At 39.7% G+C, this 25,223-nt stretch carries 21 protein-coding genes, 1 pseudogene and 1 riboswitch; of the genes and pseudogenes, 1 reads left to right on the forward strand and 21 read right to left on the reverse strand.

Annotated features, from left to right (window positions below):
• Positions 1-104: 104 nt before the first annotated feature.
• The 3 genes from ftsZ to ABC255_RS16095 form a co-directional block, all read right to left on the reverse strand.
• Positions 105-1,250: a cell division protein FtsZ gene (gene ftsZ / locus ABC255_RS16085; RefSeq protein WP_412994997.1), complete on the reverse strand. Its 1,146-nt coding sequence runs from the start codon at positions 1,248-1,250 to the stop codon at positions 105-107.
• A 604-nt stretch (positions 1,251-1,854) separates the two neighbouring features.
• Entirely contained in the window at positions 1,855-5,025 is a 3,171-nt protein-coding gene (locus ABC255_RS16090) for an ATP-binding cassette domain-containing protein (protein WP_412994999.1), read from the reverse strand.
• 171 nt (positions 5,026-5,196) lie between these two features.
• Entirely contained in the window at positions 5,197-5,367 is a 171-nt protein-coding gene (locus ABC255_RS16095) for a hypothetical protein (RefSeq protein ID WP_412995001.1), read from the reverse strand.
• 256 nt (positions 5,368-5,623) lie between these two features.
• On the opposite strand from ABC255_RS16095, the gene ABC255_RS16100 reads away from it, so the two are divergent.
• On the forward strand, positions 5,624-6,178 hold the full coding sequence (locus ABC255_RS16100; RefSeq protein WP_412995003.1) for a MerR family transcriptional regulator: 555 nt from the start codon (positions 5,624-5,626) through the stop codon (positions 6,176-6,178).
• 35 nt (positions 6,179-6,213) lie between these two features.
• Here the strand turns inward: ABC255_RS16100 and ABC255_RS16105 are convergent.
• From ABC255_RS16105 to thiD, 18 genes and pseudogenes are all read right to left on the reverse strand, one after another.
• Positions 6,214-7,136: pseudogene (locus ABC255_RS16105) on the reverse strand (patatin-like phospholipase family protein).
• Positions 7,137-7,213: 77 nt separating this feature from the next.
• Entirely contained in the window at positions 7,214-7,648 is a 435-nt protein-coding gene (locus ABC255_RS16110) for a hypothetical protein (RefSeq protein WP_412995004.1), read from the reverse strand.
• A gap of 261 nt (positions 7,649-7,909) precedes the next feature.
• Positions 7,910-8,362 (reverse strand): DMT family transporter, encoded by a 453-nt coding sequence (locus tag ABC255_RS16115; protein ID WP_412995006.1) that lies wholly within the window; start codon positions 8,360-8,362, stop codon positions 7,910-7,912.
• 97 nt (positions 8,363-8,459) lie between these two features.
• Positions 8,460-9,677, reverse strand: coding sequence for an eIF2A family protein (locus ABC255_RS16120; RefSeq protein ID WP_412995008.1), 1,218 nt, complete (start codon positions 9,675-9,677; stop codon positions 8,460-8,462).
• A 47-nt stretch (positions 9,678-9,724) separates the two neighbouring features.
• Positions 9,725-10,675: an MBL fold metallo-hydrolase gene (locus ABC255_RS16125; protein ID WP_412995010.1), complete on the reverse strand. Its 951-nt coding sequence runs from the start codon at positions 10,673-10,675 to the stop codon at positions 9,725-9,727.
• 156 nt (positions 10,676-10,831) lie between these two features.
• Positions 10,832-12,409, reverse strand: a complete 1,578-nt coding sequence (locus ABC255_RS16130; RefSeq protein ID WP_412995012.1) for a SagB family peptide dehydrogenase — start codon at positions 12,407-12,409, stop codon at positions 10,832-10,834.
• A gap of 23 nt (positions 12,410-12,432) precedes the next feature.
• Positions 12,433-14,379, reverse strand: coding sequence for a TOMM precursor leader peptide-binding protein (locus ABC255_RS16135; RefSeq protein ID WP_412995014.1), 1,947 nt, complete (start codon positions 14,377-14,379; stop codon positions 12,433-12,435).
• Entirely contained in the window at positions 14,376-16,289 is a 1,914-nt protein-coding gene (locus tag ABC255_RS16140; RefSeq protein WP_412995016.1) for a putative thiazole-containing bacteriocin maturation protein, read from the reverse strand. The genes ABC255_RS16135 and ABC255_RS16140 overlap by 4 nt, the downstream gene beginning before the upstream one ends.
• Before the next feature lie 167 nt (positions 16,290-16,456).
• Positions 16,457-16,783: a heterocycloanthracin/sonorensin family bacteriocin gene (locus ABC255_RS16145; protein WP_412995018.1), complete on the reverse strand. Its 327-nt coding sequence runs from the start codon at positions 16,781-16,783 to the stop codon at positions 16,457-16,459.
• A gap of 260 nt (positions 16,784-17,043) precedes the next feature.
• Positions 17,044-17,814, reverse strand: a complete 771-nt coding sequence (locus ABC255_RS16150) for a 3-oxoacyl-ACP reductase (protein ID WP_412995019.1) — start codon at positions 17,812-17,814, stop codon at positions 17,044-17,046.
• 9 nt (positions 17,815-17,823) lie between these two features.
• On the reverse strand, positions 17,824-18,828 hold the full coding sequence (locus ABC255_RS16155) for an ABC transporter substrate-binding protein (RefSeq protein ID WP_412995021.1): 1,005 nt from the start codon (positions 18,826-18,828) through the stop codon (positions 17,824-17,826).
• Positions 18,829-18,842: 14 nt separating this feature from the next.
• Entirely contained in the window at positions 18,843-19,586 is a 744-nt protein-coding gene (locus ABC255_RS16160) for an ABC transporter permease (protein WP_412995023.1), read from the reverse strand.
• Complete coding sequence (locus ABC255_RS16165) at positions 19,583-20,326, reverse strand: ABC transporter ATP-binding protein (RefSeq protein ID WP_412995025.1); 744 nt, start codon at positions 20,324-20,326, stop codon at positions 19,583-19,585. The genes ABC255_RS16160 and ABC255_RS16165 overlap by 4 nt, the downstream gene beginning before the upstream one ends.
• Positions 20,327-20,335: 9 nt before the next feature.
• Positions 20,336-21,784, reverse strand: coding sequence for an acyl-CoA reductase (locus ABC255_RS16170; RefSeq protein WP_412995027.1), 1,449 nt, complete (start codon positions 21,782-21,784; stop codon positions 20,336-20,338).
• Complete coding sequence (locus tag ABC255_RS16175) at positions 21,781-22,866, reverse strand: LuxE/PaaK family acyltransferase (RefSeq protein ID WP_412995029.1); 1,086 nt, start codon at positions 22,864-22,866, stop codon at positions 21,781-21,783. The genes ABC255_RS16170 and ABC255_RS16175 overlap by 4 nt, the downstream gene beginning before the upstream one ends.
• Before the next feature lie 15 nt (positions 22,867-22,881).
• Entirely contained in the window at positions 22,882-23,391 is a 510-nt protein-coding gene (gene thiW, locus ABC255_RS16180; protein WP_412995031.1) for an energy coupling factor transporter S component ThiW, read from the reverse strand.
• Positions 23,392-23,468: 77 nt separating this feature from the next.
• A riboswitch (TPP riboswitch) is annotated at positions 23,469-23,576 on the reverse strand.
• Between the two features lie 160 nt (positions 23,577-23,736).
• Entirely contained in the window at positions 23,737-24,402 is a 666-nt protein-coding gene (gene thiE, locus ABC255_RS16185) for a thiamine phosphate synthase (protein WP_412995033.1), read from the reverse strand.
• 5 nt (positions 24,403-24,407) lie between these two features.
• Entirely contained in the window at positions 24,408-25,217 is an 810-nt protein-coding gene (thiD, locus tag ABC255_RS16190; protein ID WP_412995034.1) for a bifunctional hydroxymethylpyrimidine kinase/phosphomethylpyrimidine kinase, read from the reverse strand.
• Positions 25,218-25,223: the final 6 nt, after the last annotated feature.

Here is a 25,223-nt window from a genome sequence, read left to right on the forward strand (position 1 = left end):
ATCCCGTTATCATATTCTCTACTTCAGGGAATGTACCTAAAAGAATTCTAGAAAAAACCGCTAAGATTAAATCTTAACGGTTTTTTTGCATGAAACGACTGCATTCATATTCTATGTTTATCCATTCGTCTTTTACGATTTCGTAAAAACGCTGGGATATCTGAGGATTCTTCTGGTTGTGGCTCATATTCAAGCACTTCTTCGAAATGGATAATCGGCTCAGGTTCTTCTCTTTGATAAGATCGCTGTGTTTCCTCTATTGCAGGCTGAGAAGGCTTATGTATTGGAATTTCCTCTTTCTCAGAGAAACCCGTTGCAATAACCGTTACGATAATTTCATCTTCTAGGTTTTCATTAATGACGGAACCAAAAATCATATTTAAATCCTCGTTTGCTGATGCAGCAACGATTTCAGCTGCCTCCTGTACTTCAAATAAACTTAAATTATTGCCGCCCGTTATGTTCATAATGACTCCATGAGCTCCATTGATCGAGGTTTCCAATAATGGACTATTTAAAGCTTTTTCCGCTGCTTCTATTGCACGATTATTCCCTTTCGCGATTCCAATTCCCATTAGTGCCGTTCCTTTATGGGACATGACTGTTTTCACATCTGCAAAATCAAGGTTAATTAAACCAGGCACAGCAATTAAATCAGAAATCCCTTGAACACCCTGGCGAAGAACATTATCCGCTTCCCGGAAAGCCTCAATCATCGGTGTTTTTTTATCTACAATCTCCAATAAGCGATCATTTGGAATAATAATTAAGGTATCTACTGCTTCCCTCATAGCGCTTATTCCATTTTCTGCATTCACGGCACGTTTGTGTCCTTCGAATTTGAAAGGGCGCGTTACCACTCCGATTGTCAATGCACCAAGCTTTCGAGCAATTTTCGCAATCTCAGGTGCAGCACCTGTTCCTGTGCCACCGCCCATTCCAGCGGTAACGAAAACCATGTCGGCACCCTTTAACACTTCTTCGATCTGATGTTTACTTTCTTCTACCGCTTTTCTTCCTATTTCCGGATTAGCCCCTGCACCTAAACCCCGTGTCAAATTGGACCCTATTTGCATTTTAATCGCTGCGCCTGATTGCTTGATTGCTTGTGAATCCGTATTAACGGCAATAAATTCTACACCGCCAACTCCATCCTCAATCATTCGGTTTACAGCATTGTTTCCGCCGCCGCCTACACCGATTACTTTAATCGTAGCTAATTGATCCATACTTGTATCAAAATCTAACATGGATACTCCTCCCATTTCCCCGAAATCCTACACTTTTCAATACTCACTATTATTCTGCAAGAAATCTATTTTTCGTTATCAAGTGTTACTTTTTACCCCAAAGTAAATTACTAGAAAAATAATATAGTCTTTAGTCTACGGAACATTGATTTTATTGTCTAGTTAAGTGTTACCTATTATTTATCAGGGGTAAATGGGAAAAAGCACACCCTTCTGGCATTAGAAAAGCAGTCATATTTTTCCTAATTGGGGGAGTTTGGTCCTGTTTATATTGAGGGTATTTCTATTGTTAAGGATAGTTAACAGTCTGGTTACAAATTGGTTAATATCCTTTGGTTCGACAAATTTTGAAAAAGCCCGCTGTTATGATGGCTTTATATCTTAGAAGAAGGAAGTAAAGGAGGAAACATGGCGGAAATATTGCTTTATCTGGGTACATATCTCACCGTTACTCTTGCTGTTGGCTGGTTGATTACAATCGGTTTTGATCTTTTTGTAAAATAAAAAAGAAATTATAACAAACAACCTGCTTTCCTTCGTAAACTAAAACATAAAAAAACTCATTTGCAATGACGAATTGCAAATGAGTTCTCTTTAGCATTGTTTACTTATTTTGCTCAAGGTTTTGATATACTGCCATCATATCTCGTTTATTCAACTCACGTATGCGATTGAAAATTGGGATATCTGCAACATCCTCAGTTATCTGGCTCAGTGCTACAACATCACTTACTTTGCCAGTAAGCCAAATTTGCACCTCAATGCCCTCGACAGTTTCCTTCCGCCCTTCCTCATTAATGCCGCTCGCGTGACAGGTCACACATGGTACCGATAATTTATGTACGCCTTCATGGAGGTTATCTTCTGAAATAACCTTTTTCCCTTTACAAAAAGGACATGGCTGAGCTGCTTTTATCTTATTTATTTGGGTAACAAGTTTCTTATAGCCGAATGCTTCATAGACGTACGTTAGTTTTTTGTATTTTCCATTCGTGAAATATTTATCAATTATGGTTTCTCGCGTTTCCGTAATATTGGCAAAATCGCAGATGGTTATTAGATTTTTACTGCTTATGGCTTCGATATTACCTTTAATATTGCCCCAGAATGGTAAGGCATTTTGCAAAACCACTTCATATCCAGCGAAGCTTGCCAGGTCTAGTTCCAGCATTTTTAAACTTACTTGTATTTCCAGAGGCAATAGAGATACATCCTCAGTGAGTACCATTTCACCGCCTATTATACTTATCAGTTTTTCAAGTTCCGGTAAGCTGCCTACGGTCTCGATGACCTGATTAAGAGGCATTTGGAGGATCTCTCGAATATCACGATCACCAAAATATAGCTTTTTATGGTGGTTTAACACGGTACCTTGGCAGACTGGGCAGGTTATCATCTCTTTTGATTCTTTCATTTGCTCTTTAATAATTGATTTCGAGATGAACATGTAACGCCCTAGGATCATATTAAAGCCTTCCCATGTTCTCTGTGCCTTACCTGCTTTATCGTAAAATGACTTTTCCCAATAACCATATAAGAAGGTATGCTTTTCTGCTTCAGTCATCTCATTGTAGCTTTTACTAATATCTTGACCAAGTTCATTCTTGATTTCATCAAAAAGGAATTGCAATTTTGCATATTGATACCATTTCAAAACCTCCATCACATCTGGATATAATTGCCCATCCCAGAATGGCACGGTTTTGTCTTGTACGACTACATCAAAATCAAACTTTTCAATAACACGTCGGCCAGAGCAACATGGACAATGATTGGGTTGATAATAGAAATCGAAGCTTCGTGTATCTTTATTTGTCTTATGAGACGCCACAATATGGTTGATCAGCCCGCCAATTTCATAGAGAAAACTATACTGACTATACAGGTGGCGTTCAAAATCAATGGCGATAACAGGTGCGATTGCTTCTGATTCATATTCTCCATAGATCAAACGTGCCATGGATGACAAACTTTTTAAAATGCCACCTTTATAGATGTTTTCCGCATTTTTAAAATAAGCAATATGGTTTTCTTGTTGATACCGAATGCCATTTTGCAACCCAAGCATTGAGGAAATTTGAATTGGTGTATCGTTTTCTTCACGCACAATATGACGATAATATTCTTCATGACTTAGAACATCTAATTGTGTGACTGGCTCAATCTGTCTTTTACCAAAATCAACGATATAATCAGAGCTTTCAAGCATATAGGCATTATGTTCAATCATGATTATCGAGACAGATTCGTCTTGTAGAATCACTCTAATACTATCGATGAATTGATTTAAGATATTTTGTGACAACCCTTTTGATGGCTCGTCAAAAATAAACAGCGTATGAGGGTACTTGCTGTTAGCAAACAGCTCAGATACTAAATGAACACACTGAAACTCACCCGTGGATAAAGTTTGTGTCTTTCGTTCTAATGTCAAATAACCCAGCCCAAGTTTGATCAATAAGCTCAAGCGTTTATGTACAATATCTTCTTTTGGCAGCTCTTCAATAATATCTTCAATCGAACGCTGAAAAATATCATCAATATCATCACTATATTTGGTGAGTTTTCTTTTGATATCAAGAAAAGTAGCGACCGTAGAGCGACTTGTGATTGATTGGTTTCGATCCTGCCCAACGATCACCAGTTTATCTTTTGAATATCGCTTCAAAAAATCTTTAGCAATACACTCGTTAACCAGCGTGGATTTTCCACTACCAGACTCACCTGTAAAGGTAATAAGTCTATTTTTAGGAATTTCTATTTCAGCCATTTGAATATTACGGCAGTATAGGTCCCTGAATTGATAATATTCTGTTAGAGGTGCAGGATTTCGTTCCCAAATGATTGGTTTTGGGCGAGGTGATTCGTCGACAATCTTACCACCATATTTCCCGCTGCCGGGTCCAAAGAATAATTGATCCTCCGTTGAATCGAGAACGGTATCTGAATGATCAATAAGCCAAATTTGATTTTTAAAGCCTAATTTTCGAATCTGTTCTAAGATTTTCAGTAGGGTCTGATGATCAAGACCGACGGAGATTTCATCGATAATAATCACGGTATTTTCACTTGCAGCCATGAATTCTGCCAGGTAAAGCCGAGTTAATTCTCCGCCCGACAAGGTACCCATAATTCGATTTAAGGTTAAGTAACCGATATTCATATTGATTATGTTTTGAAGTATATGTAGTTTACCTTCACTGATATGTAATTCTTCTGCTAGAGAAAAAATAGATTCGATGCTTAAGTTGTTTGCATCAGAAATACTATGTAGCTGACCAGATAATTCAAGCTTATATTGCTCTACTTCTTTGCTATAGCGCCTGCCCCTACATTTTGGACATTCGACATTTTTGGTCGTGCCGCGACCTTTACAATCTGGACACCAGCCTAATGCATTATTAAAGGAAAAAACTTCTGGGGAAAGATGATATTTATCGGCAAAACATTCCCTTACCTCTCTAAAAACTCCTGTATGCGTTCCAATAGTCGAACGTGGATTGGAGGATATCGATGATTTTCCGAGAAAAAGGACCAACGGCATGTCTTCCATCTTAATCGCACTGAAGTTGGTTTCCATAATATTGGAAAACAGATATTGATATTCAGCCTTGGGTAAAAGGGAAACAAGACGCTTCTTGGATTCTTCACCAATGGTTTGACAAAATGTGGTTTTACCAGATCCAGACAGACCGGCAATTCCTAGTGTTTGATCTACCGGTATGGAGGCATCTAATTTGTTGATATTGTTGGCTATTAATGAATTAATTTTCAATGGATACCCTCTCCACTCTCTGGAATTTCATCATTAATAATAGCATACCTACGAGTTAATACGTTAGTTATAGTAAAAACGGTTACAATTCTTATTATAAAAGCCAAAAGACACCTGAAATAGTCAGATGCCTTTTGGCTTTTATTTTATACGAATTTTAACTTTGTTAAATTAAACCGCTTGTTTCATAGATTGTGAAGGCTTTACAGCCATGTTTTTAAGTTGTGATTCTAATAGAGCTAAATCAGCTTGATCTTTCTCCTTAAGGCGATCAAAAATAACAACGCAAATATAATAAGAACCAATAAAATAACTGATACACATCAACCAAGTAAGAAACATTTTATTTCCCCCTTTGTTATCGTCTTAATGTTATTTTAAGGGATTTATCTCCCATCTGATGTGATATACATCACGAAAAATAAGATTAAATTGAATCTTTTTTGATTAGATGTTTCAACGATTTAACAGTCTAATTACAAATTGTTAACTAACCCTTGGTTCGACAAATTCTTAATTATTACTTGGTATAATACCTTATATACATAATTCTTAATTAATCATAAATTAAATTGATATTAATGGAGGAGGCATTGTTATGACAGAACTATATTCCCCTAGTCATGTACAAGAATTGCTTGGTATTGATAGCAATACATTACGAAAGTATGCCACTCTATTAGAAGGTCACGGATATCCTATTCACCGTAATAGCAGAGGACATCGGAGTTATTTCGAAAAGGATATTAACACGCTTCGTAAATTCATCGATTTTGGCAAACAAGAGGGATTGACGCTGGAACTCTCAGCACAAGCCGTTATAACGTGGATTTCTGAAGAAAATAAGACAGTCGCGGTTAAAGAAACTGAACCGTTACATACTTTTCCTGATACGGAAAAATCACAGCATGGTGATTTTGAAGATTTAATGGAACGGATAGAAAATTTAGAGAGAATCAACATGGATTTGATCAATTTACTTAAGGAGAAAGCGGTACGGGAAGCCTATCTAGAAGATAAGATGAACCAAATCTTAAAGTATGTGGAACGAACGGAGCAGCTGATGGAGGAACGAAGTCAAGTAATTTTGGAAGAAACAAGAAATCAGATCGCGGCAGCACAACAAAAGAAATGGTGGCAATGGTGGAAATAAAAAAACGTCATTCATTATGGAATGACGTTTTTTATCTACCTTTCCTTCTTTATTCGTTGTAATCTATTGAGCTTATGTTGTTCAAAATCCCACGTTGATAAAAACTTTTTTGTTGAATTATATCCTGATTTAAAAAGAAAATCGATTTCATCTTTATTCAGTTTAAAATCAGTAGCGTTAATGTCCCCTATCGGAATTTTTATTGTGCGCTCAAGTGTTTCTTCGTTCATATGTCGTAGATCATGTGCTTGCAGCATCGTTTTAAAAATATTTTTGAAAAGATGCAGCGGCGTTGGTATTACTGGGTCAATACTAACTTCATCTTTTACAAAACGGAAGCCGAACGTTGGAAACTTAGGGTCTGGCGCATCAAAAATCCAAATTGGGAAGTTACTCAGTAAACCGCCATCTAATATGTAGGATGTGTTACGATCTTTTGATTTCCAATAACCGGACGGAAGAAAAATGGGATTGATGCGCTCATCATTACCGCAGTTGAAACCTTCAAATCTGCCGGAGTCATTCTATAGCGCTCTAAATCATCCGGCAAAATAAGCATTTGGCCATTGGAAACATCAGAAGCGATGATTTTTAACTTTCCATCTGGAAGATCTGCAAAAGTTTTAATCCCTTTTTCTAAAAGAAGGGCATCAACCCAGGATTCCAAATAATCATTTTTATATATCCCAAGATTAAACATTAGTTCAAGTAAACTGCCGATAATGGGGATTCGGTTTATGAACGTCCTGCCACGAAGCTTAGAAAAATCCAGTTCACTTAGAAGTTTTCTAATCTCATAGCTTTTATAGCCGCTTGCCAAAAGCGCAGCGATTACCGCCCCAGCTGAGGTTCCCGCAATTCTTTGCCATTCTACCTTTTCCTCTTCCATTGCCTGAATGGCTCCGACAAAAGCAATTCCCCTTGCTCCACCGCCTTCAAAAACAGCATCTGCCTTCAACGATCTACACCTCACGTTAAATTTTAATATGCTAGATTACTTTTGTTAAAGTTTTTCATCATGGAGTAAAATGTTGATTATATATTTGTAAGTTGACCATGTACTAGGTTCTTATCTAATTCACGGACTTGATCATACGAGTTTAACAATTGTTCAGGCACTAATGTTCTCCCATACACCCATGCATTTGTTTCAATTTCCCTTTTAAGCTTTGCGATTTCGTAGTCTTCTCCATACTTTAAGGTTCTCAAATCATGTCTGTTTTTCTTAAAATCTAAATAATATCCAATCACATGATAAAGAATTATTTTAACAAAGTTTTCATCTGTCTCTTTTATTCTAATTTTATTTATATAACTATTAACTTGTAGATAATTAAATTTTATCGTGTTTGTCGAAACGTTATAACTCATAGGTACAGTGAGTTTATTGTTAATTTCATAATTAATATCTAATTTGTGCTGTTCTAAAGTATCTTCAATGATTTTCTCAATATTCCTAATATAAAGCATGATTCTAACACTTCCCTTTAGCTGACAATATCGGTTTCTATTATCTAATTTTTTCTATACAATTCTATTTTACAAATATGAACTAAAACTATAAAGCTATAATACCAAAATTTAATTGAAACAAACTAAAACAAATCTAGATACCTATTTAATCAGTGATCAATTGGGGAAAAATCCCTATGCATAAAAAAGCATCCCGCACTTTGGATGAACATTCGTACTCCATCGGTGCGGGACACTTTTTGGTCAATTCATATTAATTTAAAACCATTTAATGTTACCTTTAAATATTAATAATAAAGAGACTAGTAATAAGCACAAACCTGAAATACGATACCAATCAATCGGGATACGTTGAGTAGTAAAGATTCCAAAATGATCAAGTGCAACACTGATAAATAACTGTCCAACTATTACTGCTGTAATAGCAGATGCTACGCCAATTTTTGGCACAATGGCAACCATTATCGAAACATAAGCGACTCCTAGCAAACCACCGAGCAACTGCCATTTCGATACGTTTGTTACTTTTAATAAATCCCCTTTTCCAGCAAAAATAACAATTAATAAGAGAATAATTGTTCCTATAAAGAAAGAAACAAAAGAAGCCTCTATTACTCCAATCCTTTTTCCCAAGACACCATTTATTCCGGCTTGTAACCCAATACAAGTCCCGCCAATGATGGCTAATAATAAATAAAATAGCATATACATGAATGATTCCACCTACACCCCTAAGGTAAAGCCACAGGGTCGATTAATACTAATTAGTATGCGTTTAGCTGAATGACTAATACATTTTCGCGAACGTTTACTTCAGTGTAAAAAACACTGGAGCGTAATCCACATTTTTCAGCCAAATAGTTTCTTGTCCATTTAAAGCATCCTTCAGCCATACATCACCTTTTAATTCCTTACCCTTTTTGCGGAACCAAGTAATATGAGACTCAACAACCTGAGGATCAACATCCAGATCATTCTCCCTAGGAAAGGAAATCTGCTGTTGTTCTTCTGATTTAATATTAATTGCATAAAGTGCGGTAAACATTGTTGGGACTGGTCCTTCGTGCCACTGTTTATTCTCTTTTGAACGAGCTTCAATCACTTTATCTGGAGAGAACCATTCTAAATCAAGGTCAACGAAGCCTTTAGGAGTATATTCCTTTTGTTGAATCGAACTTGGCATATCGGCAATTTTCGTTTTCTTGTTTTCTACAAAAAATCGTCCTTCTCCTGAAATATACGCTAGTTGATTCGCCGAAGCTGACCACTTCATCCAGTCTTTATGCCACAGCATTTTACCTACCACTTGAAATTGTTCTCCTTTAGTGGATAAAACACATAATGTGTTACTATCATTAGACCAGGAAGCAGTAGGCATCGCTAAAAAACTAACCCACTTTCCATCAAAACTCCATTTAAAATAGTCTGCAGAAATCGTAAACAAATCCGAGTCGTCCGTTTGAATTGTGTAAAAAGGTTTCATTTTCTCTGTGTTAAGATTGGCATCGACAGGAATTTTAAACAGTTGGACAGGTCCCCATCCAGTAGGAAGTAAATTTGCCTGGGAGGAAACAATAAATTCTTTCCCGTTCGGAAACCATTCAAAATCACTGACACCTAAAGAGACATTTTCAAATCCATGAGGTCGGTCATTCTTTTCTTTCGTAACATTTAATACACCGCCGGAATTGTAGGCTAGTTGATTTTTTAGCGGGGACCACTTAAAATCTGATGTTTGAATGGTTACATAAGGCTGATAGCTTTCTTTTTCCTTTGTATCATATATAAATAAATTTGATTTCTCCCCTTGTTCATCACCATCAATATACGCAATAAAACGACCATCATATGACCATTTTGGGGAATGCACATATTGTCCTTTTGTGAGTTGGACTTCTTGATCTCCCTTTTTGATCCAAAGTTGGTGGTCGCGGATAAATGCAGCGGTAAGTGAAACTTCAGCACTGACCATTGATGAAAAATGAAAGCTGATGAAGATCAATAGTAGTAACACCTTAAAACCCATGATCAATCCCTCCTGGTAATAGGATGTCCTGTTCATGGGTATGAATTCTAAATGCCGCGACTATAGAACAATTTCCCGTTCCTCAACTTACTATGTACTTCCCCATTTTTTTCAAGGTAAATCAGTCGTGCAATTGTGGCCATTAGCGGAGCAAAGAATTTGGTATTACTAAGAGACCCGTAAATGTCCTGACAAACTTGCCATGCTGTCTTTTCTTCGTTTCCAACTAAATTTAAGATTTGCTGTAACCGATAGTTGTGACTCTGTATCATCTCGTCTATCCGAGTATTCAGGTTGTAAATAAGTTCACCATGACCAGGGAGTGCAAGCTTGGTAGAATATGCTTTTAATTTTTCCAACGAGGAAAAGTTATCTTTAATTGGATTCTCATCACTCTCTGACCAAAGAGCTACGATTGGGGAAAATCCGGCTAACACATGGTCGCCTGTCAACATCACCTGCTGATTTTGATTATAAAAACAGAAATGGTCATAAGAGTGTCCTGGAGTCCAAATGGTTTCATATGTTTCGTTTCCTAGCTTGATAGATTGCTGGTTTTCAAAAATTCCATCAGGTTCAAATCCATAGGCAGCAGCTTCTGAATTACCCATATTTTGAGAGATTTCAGGACAATCATGTGATTTTAAGAAATTATGTAGCCAATTGACCCTATGAGGTTTTTGTTTTTTCTGTAATTCTTGATAACCTAAACTTGAAATAAAGACTGGAACGTGATGATGGTCTTGAAACCATCTAGCAAGTCCACAATGATCTGGATGGGCATGTGTTAACACCAATTTTTCGACTGTGATTCCTGATGCTAATGTTTTCTCCCATAGTTCGATGGATTCTTTTGCTTCACTACCTGTATCGACGATGGTAAAGCCGTTTTCTCCTCGGAATAAGTAACTATTCATTTCATACATTCCAAACGGATACCGAACAACTAGTTGATTGATATCCTCTGAGATTTTAATTAGCGTTGGATACTGGTCCATTCATAAGACCTCCTCCATTCATATATGTTTCCAATATATACCTAAATCTCATTAAATATCTACTTTTATCTCCGATTTGTATTTGGAATATTTAACAAATGAAATATTATTCAAAACGAAAGGAGAGTAATTAAAAGAATCACTCTCTTTTCGTTATTAAGTACATAAACCTCCCATTAACCAAGGACGATTTCGATAGGGACCAATCGGAATTTGAATTAAGCTGGTTTTTCCTTGTGGCTCCATCCTATAAAGTTCATCACAGAGCTTCGAATCATAGCCGAGTAGCGGGTGCCCTCCCATTCCACTAGCTCCTGCCGATAAGAGTAATCGTTGCACGAGCATACCTGCCTCCATTTGTTGGATTCGATATCCCCTGTATCCGAATGTTGTTTGATAGTAATCCTTATTTCCTGTGACATGTATGCAGAGTGGAACTTGGAGTAAATTTACATTATATAACGACATACCCGATTGCAGCAGGAGTCGATGATCTCCGAGATGAATCTGACGTAATGCATGAGCAGTGCTGTCATATTGATACGCGCCATTAGGAATTCCTTCAACATTATACAAACAGACGTTCAGCGAGACACGCGGTTCATGCTTCTGATGGACAGCCTCCAGATCATTTCGATACAAAAAGGAATTTGTTGTCTCATGTAGAAGATTCGCCAATTCGACTTGACTTACCTTTCCCAAAATGAAATCCATATCTGGTGAAAATCGGTTTCGGCAAACAGATCCCAGATCATACGACAGCCTTTCCGTCTGAGGCAGAGCAACAGCTTGCCCATCAATACTTACATTTTCCACCGGCTCGATCGATGAAAACTTTGTTGTGGAATCCAACATGGACACTTCATTTAACTTGGTTAACATCGGATACTCTTTAACCCTCTGTGACCGTATAAAATGATTTGGCTGAATCAAAGTCAACTCTCGGGATAACTTATCTGCAGTAACCATTCTGTCTAATTCAGGCCCATTGGCTGACCATATGGTAGGTTCTACCGAAAGCGGGATTACCGCATACACACTCTCCTCATGTTCAGATAATCCAAGCAAATGATTCATGGAGGAATCAAGAAATTGGAAGTAAACCCCAGATTCGTAGCCAAACCGTTTTGATACTTCCAATAATTGACCAATCAAGACTCCTGCATCCAATCCCTGCAACCGGTAGGCAAAGTTATTATATTTAAAAAAATTTTTCCAAAACATAGTCGAAACAAAAACCGTCGTAAAACATGCTGGAATCTCGCAACGATTACCAAGTGCCCTGGCAATATAGGAATCGAAATTTCCTTCTCTCAGCAATACTAAGCAATGGTGTGCCACATCATAGTGATACACCCCAACTGGTAAATCCTCGATTTTCAAATAGACGTATAATTCACTTGGATACAGCGCTCCACCCGAGGGAGCAAACCTCCTTTTTGATTGCATTAGTTCTGTTGTTAGCTCTGTAGAATCCATGCTAATGACCGATTGGCTAAATTGAGTAAGGCCGTAAACATACCAAAGAAAATGACCGATTTTACATAGGTCAGGCGTTGCGGGTTGGTTCTGTCCTTCAAGTGTCAGTGGTACTTCTAGAGATAACGGGATAACAGGCAATCCACGGTATAATTTATAAGGAAGTGGTTTATCTTCCCAATCCACTTCCCAATTTGGGATGCTAGCCTTCTCAATATCAAAATGCAAATTGTGCAGAAACTCATCTAGAATCATACTTTATCCCCCTAGTGATGCGCTTATGGAAACGGATGAGGATGTGGATTAAGCTGTTCGTCTGTCAGTGGTTCTTTTGAATATCCTAGCTCCATTGGTACCTTGAACACCCTTTCCAGCCCTGTTACTCGTGTAAGGTGATGTCCAAATGTCATCGGAAGCATCCCCGGAATCAGCACCTTTACACAATAAAGTCCGTTTCTCGCCGTTTCCGAAGTCGTCTGGTCAACCACAATTACATCGAGATTTAATTGGCGAAACACTTGAACTATGTCCTGAAGATCATCGGTAAGATCTAAATGTGTTGACTTACACTTGAATTCTTCGTTAAATGATCGCAATGGACGATTATCCTCCAGCAAAAACTGCAGGCGCTCTTCTGCTTGCGGCAGACCGTACAGCATTCCATGATCATCCATTTGTTGCACCAAAGAAGAATCATGCAACATTCGGACATACTCCTCCTGGTTCGCCTCTAATTTCTCGTCCAATGACAGCATCATACCCGCTAACTCGTGAACCGCCGTTTTCACCGCCCGTACTGGGTCCAAATGAGAACCGGCCGCACAGATAAGGTTCATCCCTTTTTCCTTTCTATTTTTTGCGATGGCCAAAATACTTGGAATTCCGTGCTCCATTGTAGAGTTATATAAATATAGGTCGTATCCCGCGACTGCACGCATCCGTTCAATCATTAACAAAGCCTCTTGGTCTTCTATGGTGTTAGGATCAATACGCGGGAGGGACATCTGCGCGTACCAAGTCATAAGAAACGAATCACGTTCCACCACTTCCAAGATTCCGTAGAAAATAGCCTCCTCCAGACTTCCGCCCAACGCACATCCATTGGAAGTTTCATAGACAAACCCTCTGGATCCGCAGCCCAAACTATAATAGGCAAGTAGCTCTGGAACTAAAATCGGACGCTCCTGTAAAAACGAATATCCCCACACCCAATCAATCGAGCGGTCTGGATCAAATTCTGTAAATGGAAAACCAGGTCTCTCATACTGTTCTTGGGCGTGTACACCAACCTCAATCGGATTGAGTGCTTGATGTTTTAAATGGTTATAACTGTCATGGACCACTGTCTTTTTGCCACGGGGCTCAAGTCCACAGTACCGCTCCAATCCTTCCAAAATGGCCGTTAATTCACTTACCGCGTAGGAGTTAGTCCGTCCTGCTGTTCCCTCATCCCCTTCGAACAAAGGCAAATTAACACTTACATCAGCAAAAGTATGCACGAGGTTAACCATTTTATTATTCAAAAGGCCTGTTCGCTGATCAAGATAGTCTTTAACGAGAACGTTATTCAGATCATCTAAAGAACGACTGCGATAACTGTCGCTGGTAACCTTCGGACTTTGGTTTAACGCAATTCGAGCCAAGTCTGGTGAATCGTCAGGTAACTGACTACATACCTGACACAAGGCGACAGGCAGAAACCTATGCCAGGAGCTCTTCAATGTTTTCAGATTGATAAAACATACCTTTCCTTCAGATCTGGCCTGATTACCTTGGATAGTTCTATGGACCTCCTCCGCCGCCAGATGAGCCATGTGTAAGAGACCTGTGCGTGTTGCCCAGGCTTCCTGCTGGACTCCTGCTGTTAATTCCAACCTTTTTTGTAATTCCCACATCTCGTTTCGGTCGTTACCTGTCATAAGACGCCTTATATCTGTACATTGTGAACACCCTGGCGTCCCTGGATGAACAAGTGGTCCTATTACGCCTTCTCCAAAAGAAACAAAACCTCTCAGCCAGGGAGTATTGGTTCGATGAAAAATTTCTTCTGCTTTTTGATGAACGGAGGGATTCCATACATCATGTAGAACCAATGCCAAATCAATACTTCCAGGTACGATTGCCCCGAAATCAGTTTGGCGAAAGACCAAGTATTGAGATGAAAGTTCTTCACTCATGTGGTCTGCCAGCAGCCCTTCTCCTACAACCAAAATGACAGCACTCACGTTAATCCCTCCTCTTGAACCAATACCGCGAATACCCCTGCTAACCCCTCTTTCAAAAAGGGTTCTAGATCTAATTCATATACAAATAACTGTTTTCCGTTCTGTTCCAGGATTTCCATAGCCTTCAGCAAGTCCTTGGTTTGTAATCGCTCTTCACACGCAGGAATTGCAATGATTTGCGGCACTTTTTCATCAAGAATCATGGACGAAACCTCCAATGATCGTGCCATAACGAATTCCTCTTCATTTTGCGCAGTGATTATTGCCTGTTGCAACGCATTTCGTAATGCCTTTGTTCTATTTAAATCGACACTGCCATACCATCCATCAATTGTACCAACCCACACAACCGGGAAACCAAACACGTCCTCGCCAATCCCTATAGTCGGTGCTCCCCGTAACGTCGTCAGTGCCTGCATATAAAAACGACAGCGTTCATCGTCAACCGTACTTAACTGGACTGGGAAGACTGAATAATTCTGTTCAAGGCTTTGTATGATCAACTCCTCGTCCAAACATTTTTGCAATCCTCGGCAAACACTTTCTGCGAATGTTTCTCCTGCTCCCACCTCCACTTCCGGAGGTAGATCGAGCGATCCGACTAGTTGTGATACATACGCTTCAATTCCGGACAAACCAGCCTCCCTTCTTGCCTCCTCATGTGTCAGACCTGTACAGACAATTTCACCCAATAGGTCTGCTGGCCTATATGTCAACGGGTAGACTGACTGAACTCGACACTGAGCCAACGGCAGCTGCTTTAAATCCCCTTCCTCCCAAATGTGAAAAATTCCCGATACCTTAGATGTTAATTGGTTAAAGGAAAGGAGTAATTTGCCCGGATCTCCTCTTTCGGTTCCTTGAGCTAGTCGCATATCAATATCTTCAACCAATCTAGAAGATGTTTGTCCTGTCACCAGTGGATGAGGCAGAAACGAATGCCAGTTTCCTTCTAACGTTTCCAAATCAAGGAGAAAGAATTGATTCCTTTGTTCCTTTTGGGACACACCCGTAATGTCTTTAAATAATTCAAATACGATAATATTAGCCAGCATGGCACTCGCTGTGGAAGAGATGGTAGAAAATGGCTGGTCTTTGACGATGGCCGATTGGTGAATACGGCGCCATGCAGATTCCCAGTCTCCCTCGGAGTCTGGATATACCACCGGACCTGCTAAACCCGCCTGCTCTATACAAATCGCTGGGAGAAATACTTTCTCTTCTTCTTTGCAAACCCTATGTAGAAGCTGGAGTTCCTCTACATCGTCCTTTTCTGACACATACAAAATATAATCAAACGGTTTTATAATCTCCTGCCATGTACTTTGATTGTTTCGTATGACCTCCTCGATTTCTACTTCAGCGTCTGTTTTACGGACATGTTCTATGAGTTCCATCAATCGCCTTCTTTTAGTTTGAATACTGTCATTGATCAGAATATGGAACTTCGGCAATCCAGAATCAAGTAGGGAAGAAACCAATGATACAAAAAAAGGACCAGATCCTATTGCCAATACTTTCGCCTGACGATAGGTCTGAAAATGGAAAGCCCCTGAACCCACCAAATTATCTACAAATTCAATTTGAGAAGAATATTTTTTTAAAACCTGTTCCTTTAATTGATGTGAACGGTCTTGGCTGACATCTCGAACAAACCCATTTCGATATAGTGACTCCGCAATTTCATAGACTCTGTCCCGGTACGGCCCCTGCAACCCGTTTGTCAGATTCTCCAAGGTGTTCTCTCCGTTAAACATCGGTATCAGCTTTTCAACCCATTGATCGATCATACTGCCTTCCATACGGAATGAGCTTACATTATTCCTAAAATACACACCTCTGTTTGGGTTAGGGAGAAAAAACGTATCCCTTTTGACCTTCAGACGCATAGAAGGGTTCATATTTGTCATTTCGCTCCTCCTTAGCCGTAGCTTTTTCCTCATATTTATCATCACTATCATCCTATGTATCTTAATTTGTCCCTTATGTTAATTCTGTAGAGAAAAGCCCCAACAACAATTGTTGGGGCTTTTCACCTTCCGTTTTTAAGTTTAGATTTCTTACAAATCGAAAGCGATCAACCGCCGCAACGATGGCCTCCGCCACCACAACGATGACCACCACCGCAATTGTGTCCACCGCAGCGATGCCCGCCGCCACAATTATGGCAACGATGACCTCCGCAATTATGGAAGCAATTATGGAAGCAATTAAAGCAATTGAAACAGTTAAAACAGCTAAAGCAACTAAAACAGCTAGAACATCGGCCAAAACCACCGACACCTAGGAAAATCCGATCTTGTTCACCATAGTATTGGTTTTGGTCATAGGGAACTGCCTGGGTCGCTTGGAAATCCCCAAGACTTAACCCCTGGAGTTGACTGTGGAAATCATTCATTTTCATTACCTCCTTATATATTTAAAAAAGGGCAGCAGCAACTTGAAACGGGCACAGAAAAAACAAAAATTAGGTTAATACCGCTATACCTTCCCAAACAAAATATGTACAAAAGTTGGGTATTGCTACTAATACATAAGCCTATTTTATTGTTTCAAACCTTCAGGACCCAGATTTAATGATTTCAGAATAAATAGGAAAAGAGGCCCAGCTATGGGGCCCCTATTTTTATATAATGATTTACATTTGATTTTGCATAGACTTACTTAACTCATGACAAGCCCGCCATCAACAAACAATGTCTGCCCTGTCATAAACTGACTCCAATCGGAGGATAAGAACAAGACAGGTCCAACAATATCCTCCGGTTGGGCAATCCTTCTTAATGGGGTTTGGGCTATAATCATTTCCTTTACTTCTTCTTTTGTTTCTCGGCTTGCATCGGTTGGGTACACCAAACCTGGTGCCACACAATTCACACGAATCCCAAATGCCCCTAATTCAACGGCAAGATTGCGGCTAAACCCTACTAATGCGGATTTAGCGGTAGTATAATCATGATAAGGAATAAGTGGCCTGTCCACTAAGTTTGTTACGATATTAACAATGCATCCCTTTGTTTGTTTTTTCATTATGGGAATGGCTTGTTGACATACATAATAAGTAGATTTGACTGCTCCATCGATTTGTTCTTGATAGTCTTCCCATTTCAGTTGCGAGAACATTTTTCGTGTATCGGGATTAAACACATAGGGTTTAAAGGCATTATTAACGACAATATCTAATTTGCCTACCTCGAGTTCAATTTGCTCCATCATTCTTTTAACGTCCGATTCCGACGATACATCTGCTTGAATCGCCCATGCATCACCACCAAGCTCAAGACAAGTTGCCACTGTACTTTCTGCGGCTTGTTCATTTTGAACATAGTTAACGATAACCGTTGCCCCTTCTGCTGCAAAACCTTTCGCGATAGCTGCACCAATTCCTCTGCTTGAACCAGTTACTAGGACTGTTTTATTCTCAAATTTTCTCACATGCTCCCCCTATTTCGTAAAGTCTTCAACAATTACTTCTGACATATGTAAATCCTGATCAATCAGACCCAACTTTTTATAGATATCAGCACCCTGTTGTAGGACATCTACTTCGATTGAACCTAAACCTCTTTCGCTTGTTGCTTTTGAAACACTGGCTTCGTTTCGCAGTTTAATAATATCTAAATTATGTTTTTCATCCTTGCCATCAATGGCATGTTTTACAGCTAAGGCAGCAGCTTCTTCTGGTTCGTCGATCATCCACTCTGCACTATTCTGATAGGCTTCAACAAACTTATTCAGCAGATCCTTTTTTTCATTGTACGTTTTTTCTGTCACCACAAAAATATCACTTGGGACATTAAGATAATCTTTCACCTCAAGTACGTTGACATCCACCAATCCCTTTTCCTTTGCTGTCACTAAACCAGTATCCGTTGCAGCTGTGGCATCAACCTGACCTTGCATTAACGGTGCAAAATTCAAAAGACCTGTTTCAACAATGGTAACGTCCTTTTCGGTAAGACCTGCTTGGTTTAGCAGAACAAGAAGATTTTGCCTAGTTCCACTGGAAAGGCTATACACACCAATCTTTTTCCCCTTCAAATCCTCAGGTTTCGTGATGTTGCTATCCTTTAAAGAAACGACATTGAATACGTTCTGTGGGTAAATAGTATAGATTACTTTTAATTTCTCACCTTGATTTAAGGCAAAATAGAGCGATCCTGGATCGGTAAAGGCAATATCCGCTTTACCTGAAAGGATATTTTTAATCGCATCTCCTCCCCCAGCACCCGGAATAAATTCAACATCTAAACTCTCTTTTTTAAAAAAATCTTTATCCTCACTTACAAGCAGATTTGTTTGTTCTGAGATTGGTTGACTCCAGCTTGCGATTTTTATTGTATCTTCCTCTTTTACTGAAGATACCTGCTGATTATTTTTTGATCCACAAGCCGTTAACAATAATGTGAGAATAATTGCTACAGATGTAATACTTCGTTTCAAATTCATTTGTAATAAACTCCTTATTGGTTTTTATATTGAAATAAGCGACGTTCTATAAAATAAACGAGTTGATAGAGAACAGTTCCAAGAATCGTAATTAAAATAAGCACTGAAAACATTAACGGTGTGTCCATCATTCCTTGCGAGGCAATAATCAAAGCTCCTAATCCCTCACTGCCACCGATAAATTCACCAACTACTGCACCAACAACTGCTAGAACAACCGCAACCCGAAAGCCAGCCATTATACTTGGCAGCCCGGCAGGTATTTTTAATTTAAACAATGTCTGCCATCGGTTTGCCCCTAACACTCGAAACAGTTCTACCTTTTGGGGATCAGTGTATTGGATCGCTGTGACCGTATTTTCCATTAACGGGAAAAAGCAAATTAATGCCGTGATCACAATTTTGGATGTCATTCCAAAACCAAACCAGAGAATAAATAATGGTGCCAGGGCCAGTTTAGGAACAGCTTGACTTGCTATCACATAAGGAAATAATAGCTTTCGGATAAACTCAACTTCACCCATCCAGATTCCAGTAAGTATTCCTAACAAACTTCCTATAAACAGTCCAATGACAATCTCCAAACTGGTTTGAAGAATATGGGGCGTGTAATATCCACTCGTTAATCCTTCTAAAAGTGTTGCGACGACCACAGACGGTGCTGGGAGGACTAGTTCCGACATTTGCTTAGCCAGTATTTCCCAGAGTAATAGAATCAAGATGAATAACAACCAGGAATAAATTGATACTTTTTTCATTGTTGTACCCCGCTAATGGCACTCCGGATTTCCAGGCAAAGCTGACTAAACTGACCGGAATATCGACTGTCTGGTGTGTGCCGATCCTGTAAATCTACAGAGAAGTCATTGATGATTCTCCCTTTATCCATAACCGCAATCCTGTCTGATAAATAGACCGCTTCTGAAATATCATGGGTAACAAATAACACCGTCATTTGATGGAGTTCACAAAGCCGGAGAAGATCATCTTGAAGTTCCTCTCTTGTGATCGCATCGAGTGCTGAGAAAGGCTCATCCATATAAAGCAGCGTGGGCGATCCTATCAGCGCTCTTGCAATCGAAACACGACTTTGCTGACCTCCGGATAAACGAGTTGGATATTCCTTTTTTAAATGGGATAGACCCATTAGATCCAAGAGAGATTCCGCTTTTTCTACTTGTTCTTTTGTTACTTTACGTTTAAGCGATACTGGTAAAAGAACATTATCCATTACTGTTTTCCATTCCAATAGGGTTGGTGCTTGAAATACAAAGCCAATCTTTTCTGAAGGTTCAATCCTTTCACCTTGTAACAGAATACAACCTTCGTCTGGTGGTAATAATCCAGCTGCCAGCTTTAATAATGTGGTTTTTCCACAGCCGCTTTTACCCAGTAAACTGTGAAACTTTCCTTTTCCTACATCGAAACTTACGGAATCGACAATCAGGTTATTTTTTGCATAGCTGTAAGTAACATCTTGTAAACTCAAATATGCCATTTCTGCCTCCTAATACATATAAGCTGCAAAATACTCTGCATTCTCTTCCGCTGAATGCTCAATATCAACCATTTGAATGAGGTATAGTAAATTAAATCGACCATCATGATGCCAGCCTGATTCAGGCGAAGTCATCTTGCCTAGAGCAGTTACTCTTGTTACACCAACATTCCCCAACAATTCAGCCCACCGAAAAAGTTCCTTTGGAGCAGCTGCCACACCTACACTTTGTAAGTAATTTCGATAGGGTTGAATATCTGGCAAGATTTCTCTTATCTCCTCAAAAGCAATGACTTTGACTGCACGATTCGAACAAGTTGGGGAGAACACCGCACCCTCTTCATAAACAACGGTCCAATGATTGTCAGTTTGACCAAATACATGTTTAGTAGTATTTGTAAAAGAAGATACTTCTTCTTTGTTACGCCAATGGATGCTTGCCGTCATTTCATCTAATGAAAGAGTGCGCCTAGGGAATCGTTTTTGAAAACTTTCCAGTTCCTGCGCTAGATACTGCGCGAACTCAAATGGTGATACATTTCCACCTTTTTGAACATAAAAGATATGTGGGGAATAACAACCCTGCTGGTCAAATTGGATGATATCAAATGCCGCATGATGAGCACTGGTTAATGCTTTCCGTGAGTCCAGAGCCGAATTGCTAATCAACCCGAAACTGACTTTATGACCGAATGGCAGAAAGCGAGTTGTGGCTGGAATTCTATGACTCATGGATTCTAGCGACTGATTACTTCCATAGCCGACCACTACATCTGAATATCTAAAAATCTCCTTTTCTCGTGCCTCATCTCCACCCTTCCACCAGACAACCGCTAGGCAGTCTTTTAATTGCGGAGCCACCTCGACAAGTACCTGTGCAAACCAGCCTGCAAACAGCGGCTCTGCACTCGATACTTTGCCAATGTTGCCAGACTTAACCAATAACCCTGAAATGAGACTCCATAAGGGGAGCGCGGGTACATTTCCAGCCCATACATGGAGAATCAATTCCGGTCCCACTGCTTTCGAATAACCTTTTTTTACACGGGGCTGAAAATCATCGAGCAGCAGAGGATTTCCTAAGTCCTCAACCACGAAGCGCTGCAGCTCATGTTTGCGGAACTTTTTTAAAAAAGATGTAAGTCCCAGTCGAATCATTTCTTCATCGTACCCAGTTACAATTGGCAGTAACCTTTCGGCTTTTTTCCGGTAATTAGAATTTCGGTCGAGCAACACTTCAATGGCGGTGTCGATGATTGAAATAATCTCTGTAATACTCATGTTTTTTAATACTTCTGCACTGGCTCTTTTAACCTTTTCTGTTACCTGTTGCATTTGCTTTATAGTAAGAAGTGGCGCCTCTAATTCAAGTGTCTCACCTTTTCTGGCAAAGCTAAGTATCTTGGTTTCTATGATTTCTTCCTCGACATTGGGAAGGTATCCAACTCTTTCTCTCATACTCTTGGTCCCGTTGCAGCATGGATAAATTCCTCAACCGCAAGTGAACAGCCCTTTGCCTCTGTTCCTTGCACCCTGCCTAAAAGAAGGAACCCCTCACCAACTTTCACGCCTAAGTCTTCGGTCAAAATAGTCGTGACAGAATTGAAGTTTGCGAGATCACAATGGACAATAACCCCACGTTCCCCCTCAGCCACTTCCTCACCTGTAAACGGATGTATAATTCTCGTTTTTAGCCAATGTGGTCCGGACTTAACAGATGGAACCTGTTCATTACCAGAATCATAGAGCTGTGAACTTAACTCCGTCATACCATACATGTTGATACAATCCTTTCTTGGAACACCTAGTACGCTCGATAACTCCTGGTAAAAATCATCCAGTTCCCATTCTTTTGACTGATTCTTAAATCCACCAGTATCTAAGATCTTACTTCTAGGCGGCAATTGAAAGCGGCGACCCGCTTTTTCTAGTTCTGTAAACAGATGAACAAAACTAAATGAAGCCCCTAACAATGCATAAGGCTCACCTGAATGTTCAGCATGTTCCAATTCTTGAATCAACCTTTTAATGTCAATCCCATTTTCACCTAATAGATAGTGACTCTCCTCTGTACCAAACTCCTGTTTAGCAAGGTTTAAATAACGAGCCAATGAGGAATTAGGCATTTCTTCCTCAGTCGGGAACAGAATGCCCATGCGGATTTTTTCCGTTTCTTTCATAAACCGCTGTTTAAAATAGGTTTTCATTGATAGATTCCATACTTGTAAGGTCGGATGATAGTGCTTCCCCTTGACACCTTGTGTGGTACCGCTTGTCATAAAATACCTTTCTGCTTGTTCTGGAGGCGTACAGGTTAATGCTACTTCCTTAAAAGCGTTAATTGGCACCGCGGGAATATCCTTCCATGATTTCACAGTCCGGATGGTTTTGCCTTTTTGCTGACAGTACTTCCGATATGGAAGGTTATTTGTGAACTGATAGGCAAATAATTGCAAGGCATTTTGATTAAATTCACCTTCTGAAAGTGAATCTGATTGCAGAATAGTAAGTAGTTGGTCTATGATTTGCTGCTGTTCCATGGTGATACTTCCTTTCTATTTCAATGTTGTTCCGTTTGGAGTAAATACAGCAACCTTCTTTTTTAAAAAGACTGATAGGATAATGGCCCCAATCAGTGCACCCGCAATCGAGCTGAATATAAATAACGGAATAAAGCCAAACACTGCTGCTTCCTGCCCCATTAATAGAGTGGCGATTGGGTAGCAGAGAATCGCGCCAAGAATGCCCGTTCCAATAACCTCACCGAAAAAGGCCATATAAATCTTTCTTGTTTTCATAAAAAGAAGCCCGGCCAACAAGGCACCCACCATACTGCCTGGAAATGCAAAGACTGATCCAGTTCCCATGATATTGCGCAGGATTGAGACACAAAGTGCCTGCGCAACAGCATAAACAGGTCCAAGTAGGACGGCAGACAAAACATTCAAGAAATGCTGAATCGGAAACACTTTAGTGAACCCAACCGGAATAAACAATAAATTACTCGAGAGTGTGCCAATCGCAATCATCATCGCTGTTAATGTGAGTTTGTGTGTTTTTCTCATAAAAAAAAGCCCTCCAAGTTTTTAATGAGCACTGGGGGATTACCGTTTTAAATACTACCATTATGGTTCACAGTTAATGGATGTATCATTCACTTCCCTACGCTGGTACTACCCAGATCAGGTTCAGGGGTTTAAGACCTTTACAAGTCTAATCTCAGCCAGTTTCGGCTCCCCCAGTGCTAGTATGAAATTTTAATAGAAATTGTTCCGATGTTAAATTACTTAATTCTTACACGATACGGTTTCGAGTATTGCTTATCGTTACCGCAAACCACATATATTTGCTTTAGGGCACGAATAAAGTTTTTTCAACTTTACCAACATAAATCCATGAATCTTGATAGATCAAGACCTTTGATTTAAGACACTTTTTCTTAAATGTTCAGCTGCTTTTGTAACAGATTCTGCATGGCTAATCGCGGTAATGACTGATACTCCATCCGCTCCAGCTTGGATAACAGATCCTGCGTTTTCCGCAGTTATTCCGCCAATTCCCACAATCGGAATATATACTTCTCTGTCTCGCAATTCCTCAATTAACTTGGTCCCGTTTGAAGGTTTGGCGTCTTCTTTTGTTTTTGTCGGAAAAACGGGTCCGATTCCAAAATAATCGGCTCCTCCCTCTAATGCAGTCATTGCCTCTTCGTAACTATGTACTGAAACTCCAATGATTTTATCATGGCCAACCTTCTTTCTGACTTCCCCTACCGGATCATCTTCCTGCCCGATATGAACTCCGTCCGAGTTGAGTGCAATAGCCAAATTAATATCGTCATTGATAATAAAGGATATTTGCTGCTCCCTGCAAATTTGCTGAAGTTCCTTGGCCAGTTCAACCTTTGCATCCCCTGTTAAAGCCCCGATACCTTTTTCACGGAATTGAAAAAGAGTTATTCCCCCTTTAATCGCTTCCTGCAAAACCTGTGCTGGATTGTCCTTGCAGTTGGGACTGCCCATAATAAAGTAAACTTTCAATGTATTTCGTAATGAATCACTATTGTGAATATTCATGCTGGTCACCTTCCTATTGCTACAATTCTTTTTCGATATGCCCAATGATTGGTTGGTCCATGACCTTGACCAATCAGCAGTTGATCTTCGATCGCAGCCTGGATAAAATGCTTCGCTTTTGATACAGCTTCATAAACACTTAAACCTTTGGCTAATTCTGCCGTTACAGCCGCTGAAAATGTACATCCTGTTCCGTGAGTATTCTTTGTCAGCACTCTTTTACTTGTAAAGGTTTTAAATTCGTTCCCATCATATAAAAGATCTACCGACACATCACGGTATTCATCATGCCCGCCTTTTACGACCACATGTTTAACTCCTAAGTCAAAAAGACGTTTAGCCGCTTCCTCTTTATCCTCATCTGTTCGAATCGACATTCCTGTTAAAACTTCCGCCTCAGGAATATTCGGTGTAATCACCATCGCCTGCGGTAACAAATACTTTTTCAATGCCGAAATAGCCTCTAATTGCAACAGTGACGCCCCGCCCTTTGCAATCATCACGGGATCAACCACGACATTTTTCAAGTTGTAGAATTCTATTTTTTCAGAAACGGCTTTGATGATTTCTGCATTAAACAGCATTCCTGTCTTAACAGCGTCTGTACCCATATCTTCACCAATCGATTCGATTTGTGTGCTAACTGCTTCTGCTGACATCGGATATACGGCTTGAACCCCCAAAGTATTTTGTGCCGTAACTGCTGTCAGTGCTGACATTCCGAAAACATCTAACTCTTGAAAAGTCTTTAAATCCGCCTGAATACCTGCACCACCGCCGCTATCAGAACCAGCAATCGTTAATGCTTTTTTCATTATGCC

The sequence above is a fragment of the Neobacillus canaveralius genome (assembly GCF_047237705.1).
Taxonomy (GTDB): Bacteria; Bacillota; Bacilli; order Bacillales; family Cytobacillaceae; genus Neobacillus; species Neobacillus niacini_K.